This window comes from Acinetobacter sp. YH01019 (assembly GCF_013420285.1).
Lineage (GTDB): Bacteria > Pseudomonadota > Gammaproteobacteria > Pseudomonadales > Moraxellaceae > Acinetobacter > Acinetobacter gandensis.
In genome coordinates, this window is the sequence record NZ_VOYM01000078.1 from 1 (window position 1) to 12,709 (window position 12,709).

The 12,709-nt window shown below is 39.2% G+C and carries 10 protein-coding genes, 1 tRNA gene and 1 pseudogene; 10 read left to right on the top strand and 2 right to left on the bottom strand.

Annotated features, from left to right (window positions below; genetic code table 11):
* Positions 1–175: 175 nt before the first annotated feature.
* Positions 176–1,921, bottom strand: coding sequence for a GTPase (locus FTT84_RS14650; protein WP_180080826.1), 1,746 nt, complete (start codon positions 1,919–1,921; stop codon positions 176–178).
* A gap of 14 nt (positions 1,922–1,935) precedes the next feature.
* Positions 1,936–2,952 (bottom strand): EF-P beta-lysylation protein EpmB, encoded by a 1,017-nt coding sequence (epmB, locus tag FTT84_RS14655; RefSeq protein ID WP_067762760.1) that lies wholly within the window; start codon positions 2,950–2,952, stop codon positions 1,936–1,938.
* Between the two features lie 390 nt (positions 2,953–3,342).
* On the opposite strand from epmB, the gene efp reads away from it, so the two are divergent.
* The 10 genes and pseudogenes from efp to FTT84_RS14705 all read left to right on the top strand — a co-directional run.
* Positions 3,343–3,912 carry an elongation factor P gene (gene efp, locus FTT84_RS14660; RefSeq protein ID WP_067762759.1) on the top strand — a complete coding sequence of 190 codons (570 nt, stop codon included), beginning with the start codon at positions 3,343–3,345 and terminating at the stop codon, positions 3,910–3,912.
* A 193-nt stretch (positions 3,913–4,105) separates the two neighbouring features.
* Positions 4,106–6,208 carry a carbon starvation CstA family protein gene (locus FTT84_RS14665; RefSeq protein ID WP_180080824.1) on the top strand — a complete coding sequence of 701 codons (2,103 nt, stop codon included), beginning with the start codon at positions 4,106–4,108 and terminating at the stop codon, positions 6,206–6,208.
* A gap of 13 nt (positions 6,209–6,221) precedes the next feature.
* The gene (locus FTT84_RS14670; RefSeq protein WP_180080822.1) at positions 6,222–6,524 is read left to right on the top strand and encodes a YbdD/YjiX family protein; all 303 of its coding nucleotides are present in this window, start codon (positions 6,222–6,224) and stop codon (positions 6,522–6,524) included.
* A 268-nt stretch (positions 6,525–6,792) separates the two neighbouring features.
* Positions 6,793–7,752, top strand: coding sequence for a MoxR family ATPase (locus tag FTT84_RS14675; protein ID WP_180058281.1), 960 nt, complete (start codon positions 6,793–6,795; stop codon positions 7,750–7,752).
* Positions 7,753–7,763: 11 nt separating this feature from the next.
* Positions 7,764–8,669: a DUF58 domain-containing protein gene (locus tag FTT84_RS14680; RefSeq protein WP_180080820.1), complete on the top strand. Its 906-nt coding sequence runs from the start codon at positions 7,764–7,766 to the stop codon at positions 8,667–8,669.
* 3 nt (positions 8,670–8,672) lie between these two features.
* Positions 8,673–10,685, top strand: a complete 2,013-nt coding sequence (locus tag FTT84_RS14685; RefSeq protein WP_180080818.1) for a DUF3488 and transglutaminase-like domain-containing protein — start codon at positions 8,673–8,675, stop codon at positions 10,683–10,685.
* 31 nt (positions 10,686–10,716) lie between these two features.
* Positions 10,717–10,793: transfer RNA gene (locus FTT84_RS14690), tRNA-Val, on the top strand.
* A 180-nt stretch (positions 10,794–10,973) separates the two neighbouring features.
* Positions 10,974–12,163 (top strand): annotated as a pseudogene (locus FTT84_RS14695) (tyrosine-type recombinase/integrase).
* A 75-nt stretch (positions 12,164–12,238) separates the two neighbouring features.
* Positions 12,239–12,412 (top strand): DUF4102 domain-containing protein, encoded by a 174-nt coding sequence (locus tag FTT84_RS14700; RefSeq protein ID WP_257223379.1) that lies wholly within the window; start codon positions 12,239–12,241, stop codon positions 12,410–12,412.
* A 53-nt stretch (positions 12,413–12,465) separates the two neighbouring features.
* The coding region (locus tag FTT84_RS14705; protein WP_180191843.1) for a transposase at positions 12,466–12,709 on the top strand (244 nt) is incomplete at its 3' end.

The window sequence follows — 12,709 nt, forward strand, 5'->3', positions numbered from 1 at the left end:
GGATAATCTTTTTCAGATTCAATTAGTAATTGAACCGCTCTTTCTCTAATTTCGGGGGTATAGTTTGGTTTTTTCATCGGAATAGTCTCTCAGAATATTGAGTCTCCGACAAACCCGGTACGGTTCAGTAAGCGTGTTTCCGTACGTTTTAGCTTTTTAGACAGTAATGGATTTCTCACTTCAATGCTTCCCATAAGTCATTATTTTTGATTTCATTGCTCTGTTTCGCAATAAAGTCTTTAACGACATTTTCTTGCTCTTCATTCAATAATTCATATTCAAAGCGAATAAAGCTTTGCGTTACTAACTGCGCTTTGGTTAAGTAAACTTTTAGATCTTCTTTACCTAGACGTAAGTGTATCGTTTGCTTTTCGCGGAACAGGTTGGCACCCGGCAAAATAAGCGTGGTTGATACTTGGTCAAGTTGTGTAGTTTGAACCAAAAGTGCTGGCTGGTGATTCGTTGTGTTGCGGTCAGTCCGAATATGCGCGGAACAAGGGTAGAGGTCTTGTGCTAAGACTTCTAAGCCAAGTTCGAGACTTTTTTCAGAAGACTGTTTAATCCAGCGAATGACTCCACCACGCCAAGGGCTTTGAGCATTTTCTTGAATTAAAATAAATTCGCCAGTTTTTAAGTTGGCCGGTGTTGTACCTGTCCATTTAATACGGTAGCCATTGACACTAATGTCCAGTACTTCTGCGCTATGAATTTGCTTTGCTTCACGGTCGAGAGCTTTGGCATTGGTCATGCCTGTAGGTATGTTTGAATCACTGGCATTGACAAATGAAGCTTCATTATGGAATTGATAATTGCCTTCAAGTTCAAGTGTTTCGTTAAAGTTTTTACCTTTAGAAAGATAAAAGTGTGCAACAGATAAACTGAAACAAATATTGATTTGTGCCGAGTACTCATAACGCTCATGACGGCGTTCTGTATTGTTGGTCAGAATGTTATGAATATGGAAATACAGTGCAGGGGTTAAGAATAATTTCTCATTCTTCGACAGATAGTTGGCATTCTTAGTCTGAGTTTCAGTCAAATGCTCAAGTAAACTCTGTGTAGAAATATACACATTGGGTTGATACTGATTATTTTGCTTCGCGTTTAATACTGGTGGGTAGTCTTTTTTACAGTCAACAATATAACGCGATAGAGTGGTTTCTTTTGGTAAAATTTGAATGAGCTTCGCCCAATCATAACTACACAAATATAACCCGTGTATTTCAGCAGGACGAATTTGATTATTATTAAATATATCCAGCAAAATCAGTTGTGCGTAGGCTTGCGCAATATTAGCAATTTGGTGCTGTGTACCTAAAACCTGATTAATATTACTTTGATAAAAATTATGTTCAATGGCACATTCAATTAACTGATGTGCAGCGAGCCATTGCCCTGGAACCGGCATGGTGTACAGCATGTGCTGTTGATACAACAGCATAGTCATTTGTTGTAGCGCATAGTAAATCGAAGCAATACGCGCGGTTTGCAAACTTTTTTTATGACCAAATGAAAAAATTGAAAATTTTTGCTGATTAAGCTGTTGGTTACAGCGTTTGGCAATATCAATATAAATCTTGGCAAAATGGCTACGTAATAACATGGCCAATTCAATGATTTGGTCATTACGATCCGTCGTAATTAGGCTCTGATTGGTAAAGTGCTTTTCTAAACTGGTAAGTACACTTTCCAAAGTTGGATGAACAATCTGAACCAAATCAAAACGTAGCATTTCTTGGCACTTGAGCTCAGAAATTTCTAGCAACGCATTAAACAGTGCTTTAGATGAAGTACCTAATTGTAAAATTGAAATGCCATTTAACCACTCTTGTAGTCCTTTGGCATTGGTAGGACAAAAGCTCAGTTTATCCAGCTTTAATTCAGTCGGATGTTGAAACGTATCTGAAGTATGCGTGGTCATCTTTATTATTTAACTCAAAAAGTTGAAGCCCCAAAAAGCGGTGTCTTGTTTTTCTCGCCCGCGATTTCCCGTACAAGTTTAGGAACCAAGTAACCCGGTAGATTCTCTAAAACTTCTTTATAAATTAAATCTATGTTCTGCGCCGGTGTATCAAAATGTGAAGCACCTTTGACTTTATCTAGAACATGTAAGTAATAAGGCATTACGCCTGCATCGAATAAGCGGTAACTTAGTTCGACCAATACATCAGCTGAATCATTGACCCCTTTCAATAAAACGGCTTGGTTAAGCACGGTGATTCCTTGTTTGACAAGCTGTTGAAGCTGGCTGCACGTAAAATCATCAAGCTCAGATGCATGATTTGAGTGTACCACTAGAATAATGCGTAGCCTACTGTTTTTTAAAATAGAAACCAGCTCTTCATCGACACGGTTGGGGATTACGATAGGAACTCGTGAATGAATTCTCAAAAATTTAATCTGAGGAATTTCAGATAAACGATCAATCCAGAGTTGAAGTTTACGATTTGACAGCGTCAGTGGGTCACCACCACTTAAAATCACTTCATTAATATCGGGTTGCTGTTCAATATATTGTTTGATATTTGGCCAGTCATCATTTTTAGGTAGGTTTTCTTGGTATGGAAAATGACGGCGGAAACAGTAACGACAATGAACTGCACATGCACCTGTCAATGTCAGTAAAAATCGTGATTTATATTTATGTAAGACGCCAGGTTGTTGGTTGGCTTGTTCTTCGCCTAAAGGGTCGGTGACAAAACCTTCATGCTCTTCAAGTTCGAGATGATGCGGTAAAACTTGGAGCAAAAGTGGATCAAGCGGATTGCCTTTTTGCATTTTTTCTACAAAAGCACGTGGTACACGTAAGCGAAATTGATCCGTGGCAAGTAGTGCACCTGACAAAAGTTGATCATGTGAAAGTGCTAGGGTATCAAGCAATTCACGTGGGTCAGTAATCAAATCACTGAGTTGAGTTTGCCAGTTTTGCTCTTGAAATAAATAGTTTATCATGCCGAATGTTTGAAAATGCTAGGTTAGGGGATGACCATAAGCCGGATAAATGCAGAGCTCAGAATATAATTTCTAGCTGATCTCAGTTAATTGGATATATGATGAATCACAATTTAAAAAAATTAATTTGGCTTTGAGACCACTCTAATTTTACCTGTTCATGACTGTTGTATAAACAAAGATCTTTCATGTATGAGTGTAACTTAATCATCTTAGGCGCTTTAAGCGGGATTTTTTCATTGCGACATAGTGTATTGGTCATTTAGAATACGCAACATCACATTAATGTGCATGTGGCAGCTTTTTATGCTCAAGTTAGTTCTTGCTAAATGACTTGTCATAGCCCGTAGCACTATAGATTAAAGTTAGTAAGTTTGGAGTGAGCCAGTCATGGCCTATTATTCTACGAATGATTTCAAGTCGGGCCTTAAGGTCATGCTTGACGGTAACCCATGTTCAATCATGGAAAACGAATACGTAAAACCAGGTAAAGGCCAAGCTTTTAACCGTGTAAAATTACGTAACCTTAAAACTGGTAAAGTTTTAGAAAAAACATTTAAATCTGGTGATTCACTAGAAGCTGCTGACATCCAAGAAGTTGAAATGAACTACTTGTATAACGACGGTGAAATGTGGAACTTCATGGATCCAGAATCTTTCGAACAAATCGCTGCTGATAAAGTTGCTATGGGCGACGCGGCTAAATGGTTGAAAGATGACTCAAACGAACTTTGCACAATCATGCTTTGGAACGGTGTTCCTTTAACTGTGAGCGCGCCTAACTTCGTTGTGTTAAAAATCGTTGAAACTGATCCAGGCGTACGTGGTGATACTTCAGGCGGTGGCGGTAAACCTGCTAAGCTTGAAACAGGTGCAGTTGTACGTGTTCCATTATTTGTACAGCAAGAAGAAAGCGTTCGTGTAGACACTCGTACTGGTGATTATTTAGAACGTGCATAATGGTTTAAAAAATAGACTATTATCGAAAGGGATGATGAATCATCCCTTTTTTTATACCTAATGGTTTAGTTTTGTATGCCAAAGTATTAGATGAAAACGGCCATAACAGGAGTAAAGTTTCAAGGGAAGAAACAGCAGTACCTCGAACAAGAAAAATCAAGCTGATTTATTTCAATATTTATGAGGGATTGAGATGGAAACCATTCAACCGAAGTCAGGAATGGCTTCAAAAATTATCTGGCTGTTTGTGGCCATTCTAGGTGCCGTATCGTTCGGTATCTTGGCACTAAGTCGTGGCGAGCATGTCAATGCAGTCTGGCTTATTCTTGCAGCAATCTGTGTATATAGCATTGCATATCGTTTTTATAGCTTATTCATTGCAAATAAAGTATTTGAGCTAAATGAACGACGTTTAACACCTGCACATCGTTTGGCTGACGGTCTAGATTATGTGCCAACAAATAAAAGTGTTTTATTTGGTCACCACTTTGCTGCGATTGCGGGTGCGGGTCCTTTAGTGGGACCTATTCTTGCCGCTCAAATGGGTTACTTACCAGGGACAATTTGGCTTTTAGTGGGTGTGGTACTTGCCGGTGCGGTACAAGACTTCCTTGTCTTATTTATTTCAACACGCCGTGATGGTCGTTCACTGGGTGAAATGGCAAAACAAGAACTGGGTTCTTTTGCCGGTATCATCGTTATGCTTGGTGCCTTGGGTGTAATGATCATTATTCTCGCGGTACTGGCATTGGTTGTTGTAAAAGCATTAACCAACAGTCCATGGGGCGTATTTAGTATCGCTGCTACTGTACCAATTGCAATTTTCATGGGGATATACATGCGTTATATCCGTCCAGGTAAAATTGCTGAAGTCTCTATAATTGGCTTTGTATTAATGATGGCGGGTATTATCTACGGTGGTGATATTGCACAACATCCATACTGGGGGCCATTCTTTACTCTTTCAGGTACTGAACTGACTTGGTGGCTGATTGGTTATGGTTTCGTGGCATCTGTATTACCCGTTTGGTTGCTGCTTGCTCCACGTGATTACCTATCTACCTTCTTGAAAATTGGTGTTATTGCAGGTTTAGCAATTGGTATCATGTTTGCATTACCTGAAATGAAAATGCCAGCGGTAACACATTTCATTGATGGTACAGGCCCTGTATTTGCCGGCTCAATGTTCCCGTTCTTGTTTATTACCATTGCTTGTGGTGCGATTTCAGGTTTCCATGCGCTCGTTTCTTCAGGAACGACACCGAAACTTGTGAATAATGAGAAAGATATTCGCATGATCGGTTACGGCGGCATGTTAATGGAATCATTTGTTGCGATTATGGCATTGGTCTGCGCAACAATTCTTGAACCGGGTGTATATTTTGCAATTAATGCGCCAGCGGCTGTAATTGGTACAACGGTTGAGTCTGCTGCAGAAGCGGTACGTACTTTAGGCTTTGTGGTCACGCCTGAAGCATTAACATTACTTGCGCAAGAAGTGGGTGAAAACTCAATTCTGTCACGTACTGGTGGTGCACCAACATTTGCCATTGGTATGGCCCACATCATTACGGAAATTTTCAATAACCGTTCAATGATGGCGTTCTGGTATCACTTTGCGATTTTATTCGAAGCACTTTTCATTTTAACCGCTGTTGATGCGGGTACACGTGCATGTCGTTTCATGGTGCAAGATACTGTGGGTATCGTGATTCCTGCGGTAAAAAACTCACATAATTTCTTCGGTAATATGTTGGGTACAGCTGTAGCTGTTGCAGGTTGGGGTTTCTTTGTTTATCAAGGCGTAGTCGATCCACTCGGTGGTATTAACAGCCTATGGCCATTATTCGGTATCGGTAACCAAATTCTTGCTGCAATGGCACTTATTTTGGGTACAGTGATCCTGTTTAAAATGAAGAAACAACAATATGTTTGGGTGACGATCATTCCAACTGTATTCTTGTTTATCACTGCGATGACTGCTGGATGGCAGAAGATTTTCCACGAAAATCCTAAAATTGGTTTCTTGGCTCAAGCAGATCGTTTTAATGCTGCAATTGCGAGGAACGAAATTTTAGCGCCTGCAAAAACAGTTGCTGAGATGCAAACTGTGGCATTGTCGAATCAAATTAATGCGGGTCTATGTGCATTCTTTATGATCGTGGCTTTTGTCATGTTGTTTGCTGCAATTGGTGTGGTACGTCGTGCATTAGCAAATCCAAACCCATCGGTGAATGAAGCAGAAGCAATTTATCGTGATCCAGCTGAAATTGAGCCATCAAAGTCAGCACATTAATAGGGGAAAGTGAATGAACCTGAAGTTTGCAAAAAGTGGAAAAACAGTGATTTATAAGATCATTAAAATGACCATTATGTCGCAGAAGGATTTAATTCTGAACCCGAAAAATTGGTCACGTATTGCGACCTTGTGGCAGCGTTTGCAGCAAAGTTTTCGCTTGATGGTAGGTGTTCCTGATTATCAAAACTATTTGGAACACATGAAAAAACATCATCCAGATTTGGAAGCGATGGATGCAAAAACCTTTTACCGCTACTGTGTGGATGCACGTTATCCATCAGCAGGTGGCGGTATGAAAAAATGTCCGTGTTAAACACATAATGAAAAAAAAGCGCCTTTCGAGGCGCTTTTTTTTACACAATCAATTTGAGATTAAACGAAAGGATATGGAAAATTCAGAGCGCTATTATGCCAAGGTAGCAATCGAAGGCGCGAAGTTAAGAAAAATGCATACTTTTTAAATTTAATTGGAATCTAAATTAGGTATGATTTTACATAGATTGTTTTGCTATAAAGAATGTATTTCAATTTAAAAACCTGTATGTTAGTGATCAATCAACTTTTTTATTGGGGAATAAAAGGTGTTTTGGGGAACAGAGAAGCGTCAAGAACAACAGCAAATAAATCGTCTGGTAGATGAGCAAAAACTCGCGTCCTATTATCCTAAAATTAACACTTTTCTTGATCAAATCAATCAAATTATTCTCGATAAAAATCAGCAAACCAAATTGGCTTTAGCCTGTCTATTGGCAGGCGGGCATGTGCTATTTGAAGACTTACCCGGTTTAGGAAAAACAACATTATCCAGTGCTTTATCGCACTTAGCAGGCCTCAAATTTCAACGCATTCAATTTACCAATGACATGCTGGCCAGCGATGTGATTGGTGTGAATATGTTTAATCAAAAAGAGCACCATTTTGAGTTTAAGTCGGGGCCAATTTTTACCCAAATTTTACTGGCAGATGAAATTAACCGTTGTAGCCCAAAGACCCAAAGTGCTTTATTAGAAGCCATGGAAGAGGGTTATGTGACGGTCGATGGTGTACGTTATGCTTTGCCTCAACCATTTTGGGTGGTTGCGACACAAAACCCCTTATTTCAGAGCGGTACTTATGCTTTACCTGAGTCCCAACTAGACCGTTTTTTAATGCGGTTATCTTTAGGTTATCCGTCGCGACAAGCGGAAAGACTGTTATTACAACAAGACTCACGCCATGAATTAATTGCCACTTTAAAACATGTTTTTACTGAAGCCGAAGTATTAGAGCTGCAAAGCTTGGTCGGGCAGATTCACTTGAGTGAAAAAATACTTGATTACATTTTGGATTTGGCCGCAGAAACACGAAAAGGTCGTCATGGTTTGTCCACGCGTGGTGTATTGGCACTAAAAAAAGCAGCTCAAGCATATGCGCTGATTGAACAGAGAAATTATGTCAATCCTGATGATATACAAGCAGTATTCGCTGCAGTGGTAGCACATCGTATCGGCTTGTCCAATGCCGAATCAAAGCAACTATTACAACAGATTGCAATTCAATAAGGAGCTGACTTTTGGCTTCGAAATGGCAGCAGTGGATTGCAAGACGCTTTAAAATTGATCAGAAAAAGCAGTTAACTCAAAAAGATGTACTGATTTTCATCTACCAGCAAGGTTATTTGTATCTGGCGTTAATTTTCATCACGTTCATTGCAGGTGTGAATTATGCCAATAACTTAATATTAGGTTTTTGCTTTTTAATCAGTGCAGTGTTGTGTATCAGTTTTTATCTTACGTTTAAGCAACTACATGGTTTAACGCTTGACGTGGTGGTCGGGGAAACGCCACAAATTGGTGAGCCTCAAATTGTGAATTTGTACTTGAATCAAAACCAATTACAAGCTCGTTATCTTTGGTATAAAACAGCGACACATCTGCAAAAAATCCTCATTCAAGACAAACAGCATCATGTTCAGATTAATTTTGAGACGACACACCGCGGTAAATTTACAATTCCTGAAATTCAGATTTTTAGTACTTATCCATTTGGCTTGGTAAGAGCATGGACATATTTATATGTCCAACAGGAGGCCTGGGTAGCGCCTCAATCAAGTGTAACAAGTGCTGAAAATAAACAACATCAACAAAATTTTGAACCAGATATGGATGAGTTTCGTGAGCTGAGAAGTTTTCAAACAGGAGATTCATTGCACGCTGTTTCATGGAAGCAAGCAGCACGTGGGCAAGGTTTATATGTCAAAGTATTTGAGCAATATGCTGATCAACATAAACTTGAAATAGATTATCAGCAAATGCCAGCGAACTCACATGAAGAAAAGCTCAGTTTGATGATGGGTTTAGTTGAACAAGCGGAACAATTAAATTGTACTTATGCGATGTATTTACCACAGGCTGAATTGCCATTTGGCCAAGGGCAACAGCAATTGGCTACAGCTAAACTTTTATTGGCGCAGGCTTAACATATGATTCAGCCTTCTATTCAACGTGCGATTTTACTGACTTTGGCTTTGGTGCTTGCCACTCAAGTTCTTTATATTCCAATGGCGACAACTTTGGTTTTTTTTATCATTTGGATTTGCTTGCTACTCAATATGCGAGTCAATAAAAAGCCCTTGTCTAAAGTTTGGACTTATTTACTGACTTTGAGTGCATTAATCAGTATTTACCTGAGCCATAAAACTTTTATTGGTGTTGATGCAGGTGTAGCAGTACTTACGACATTTTTATTTGCCAAATCACTAGAAACGAAAAATAAACGCGATGTAATCATCATATTTAACTTTGCCTTATTTGTGATTGCGAGTAGCTTTTTATTCAGTCAATCTTTTGGCATGGCTGCGCTTGTTTTAACGGCGTTAATGAGCTGTTTTATTGGATTATACCGTTTACAGACCATTGGTTTTAGTCAAAACTTAATCGGTGAAATACAAGCGATTAAACAAGATATTGGTCATGTTGGAAAATTTATCTCCTTAGCTGTTCCATTCTTTATCTTACTGTTTCTCTTTTTTCCACGCCTGCCGCCACTATGGCACATTCCAATTCCTGAAAATAAAGCCACAACAGGGATTAGTGACAGCATGTCTCCAGGCGATATTGCTGAGTTATCACAGTCAAGTAGTTTAGCTTTTCGTATAATCGGTGATATTCAAGCCTTGCCACCACGTACAGAGCTGTATTGGCGGGGGATGGCATTAGATGAATATGATGGCACTAAATGGACCAGTCATTTTGTAAATCATCAAGCAACTCAGTTTGATGTATCACAAATACTACCGAGCAAGACTTTAAATTACCAATATCTTGCTGCTGACCCTAGTGTAATGTGGGTGATGGCCCTTGAGCAATCTGTGCCTACAGAGCCACGATTTCTATTTGGTCAAGATGGTCGAATTACGCCTTATCGTTTAACGGCTCGGACCGAACCAATACAATTAAAATGGTTAGGCATAGCAACGCTTCCGAAACCGGTTCAGTCACAGTGGTTAGCTAAACTAAATACGCGTTATGTACATCAGTTAGATCACAAGTCTCAACGATTGGCTCAAGAATTATGGGGTAAAAGTGGGGCGGATCCAGAGCATTATATAGATCAAGTATTTCATTGGTATCAAAACAATAACTTTGTTTATACTTTAAGCCCCGGTGTGCTTGGACAAAATCGTATCGATGATTTTTTATTTGGTTCACGACAAGGCTTTTGCGAACACTTTGCTTCAAGTTTTGCAATGTTGATGCGTTATGCTGGAGTGCCAGCACGAATCGTTGTGGGTTATCAGGGTGGTCAATTAGCACCAGATGGGAAAAGTTGGGAAGTTCGTCAGCTCGATGCTCATGCGTGGACAGAGGTTTATGTCAATCAAAATTGGCGTCGTATTGATCCGACGGCCATCATCGCACCGCAGCGTATCGATGGTGGAATGCAGGATTATATGGCACAAGATCGTACAATTTTTGGAACAAAGCAGTCGACTTGGGCCTATCAGCAATTTGCCATATTGAAAAAAGTCCGTGTATGGAGTGATTATGCGAGTTACCAATGGCAAAGCAAGGTCGTAGGTTATAATACTGAATCTCAACAACAATGGTTCAAAAAGCTCGGTGTAAATTCTGCATATGCAGGAGGTTTAATACTTGTATTGAGTATTAGTGGAGTTGTTGTATTTTATTTTATATGGATTATGTGGAAAAAAAGAAAAAGTTTAAGCCCTCTCGAAAGAGAAATTACCAATTTTGCAAAGAAATTACCCTTGAACCTACAAAAAGGAACTTCTGAAAGTTTTAGGCATTGGTTACAACGTTTGGCTGAAAATGTACCTGAACAAGAAAAGGATTCATTCGAACAAGCTATTACGTTATTTGAACAGGAAATTTATGTAGGTAGAGCGCTAAGTTCTCAAGATATTCAATGTTTTAAGGCTTTGCTTAAAACTTGTACGCAAAGTTTAAAAAACTCAGAAAAGGGCTTGTCATAAAAAATAAAAATGAATATGATGCTTGGACTTCAGGTGTATAGCTCAGTTGGTTAGAGCGCTACGTTGACATCGTAGAGGTCTCCAGTTCGAGTCTGGATATACCTACCAAGATTAGCTTTTATACAGCTTTCCATATCGTTGTATAAAGCAGAAAACCTCCTAAATTCATCGGTTTAGGGGGGTTTTTTGTTTTTAAAATTCTGGTATGTATCTCTAAAACTGCCGCATGTTTGTATCACAGCTTGTATCACGGTTTAATAATCGAACTCGTGATACAAGGTGTAATACATGTTACGGAAAGATATAAAGAAAAGACCGCTTAGTGAAAAAACCTTAGCATCCTTAGAATCTGAAGAAAAAGACTATCGTGAACTGGACGGTGCGGGCTTATATTTTTTAGTCAAAAAATCAGGTGTTAAAAATTGGCAGTAACGTTACAAGAATTCTGAAGGTAAATGGGCTTAGGTGCTTATCCTCAAGTGAGTGCTCAACTTGCTCGTCAAAAAGCACGAGAATTTACTTCAACTCTTTCTAAAGGTGAAAGTCTGAAGTCGAAGAAAGTACTGCTCGAGGAACGAAAAGAGCTTGAAAGCTTTTACTTTGAAAACCTAATGAGAGAGTGGCTGGACACTAAATCAAGTAAGTGGGGTGAGGCAACATACACGAAAGCTCAAAAATCTATTGAGAAGCACATTATTCCAGTGTTTGGTCAAGGTAATTACAAAGAGATTACACCAAAAGAGTGGTTTGATTTTTTCCAAGGACTACAACGTACTTTAGGTATTCATACTCAGATTGAGAAATTGGTTTCATACGTACGTGGTTGCTATGACTGGGCAAAGTTTAAAGGCAAGATAAATTCAAATCCAATAGCAGGCATGAGCAAACATCTAGATGCCTACGAGTCAGGGAACATGAATTTCGTGACTGTTGATGAATTACCAGCTTTACTTAAGAAAATTCGTAATAATAAAAAGCGCGCCATCGGCATTGGTCTTGAGTTGCTTATTATACTATTCCCACGTCCAGGTGAGTTAAGGATGGCAAAGTGGGAGCAATTCGATTTTAAAAAAGCCTTATGGACCAAACCTGCAGAAATGACCAAAACACGTCAGGAACATCAAGTTCCACTATCTAAGCAAGTAGTTACATTACTCACAGAGTTAAGATCCATTCAGCCAGAGTCTGAGTTCTTGTTTCCGAGCCGTCTTTCTGTCAATAAAACGATTAGTGATATGACATTCAATTTAGCTCTGAATCGCTTGGGGTATAAAGGAAAACAAAATCCTCATGGTTTTAGACATCTTGCAAGTACCATTTTGAATGACACATTCAGTAAGAAAGAGCAAGTGATAGAAGTGTGCCTGGCGCATAAGAAAAAGGGCGTAAAGGGTATCTATGATAAATCACAGCATTTAGATGAGCGCCGTGAACTGATGCAGTGGTGGGCCGACTATTTAACTAAAATCGCTCTATAAAAAGTAAACCTTTTTCTTGAACTTTGATGAAAAACTCTCTGAATGAATCGAGTGCTGTGATCAACTGATATCAACATGTTTTTATTAAAAGTTGTAATGAAACGCACTGATTTAAAGAAAAAAGGTTACTTAGTAGATACAGTACTTACTGCACTAGAAGTAGAAATGAAAGATTATCGTCTATGGGATAGTCCAAATTTATATTTTTTTGTAAAAGCTAATGGTAGCAAAAGTTGGCAGTTTAGGTAGGCTTTGTTGCACAAATCTATCTGTAAAGGCTTTTTCAGCGATATAATTTTCAAATGAAGAAGCCTGCACACAAAATCTACCGCACAACCAATTGGCCCGCATATAACCGAGCACTCATGAGTCGCGGAAATATTGCCCTTTGGTTTGATCCTGCTACGCAATGGTATGCTCCATCAAAAGGCAAACAAGGGCGAAATCAAACCTACTCCGACGCAGCTATCCAATGCTGCTTAATGATTAAATCCTTATTCCGTCTATCTTTACGTATGGTCACTGGCTTTGTGCAAAGTCTGATTA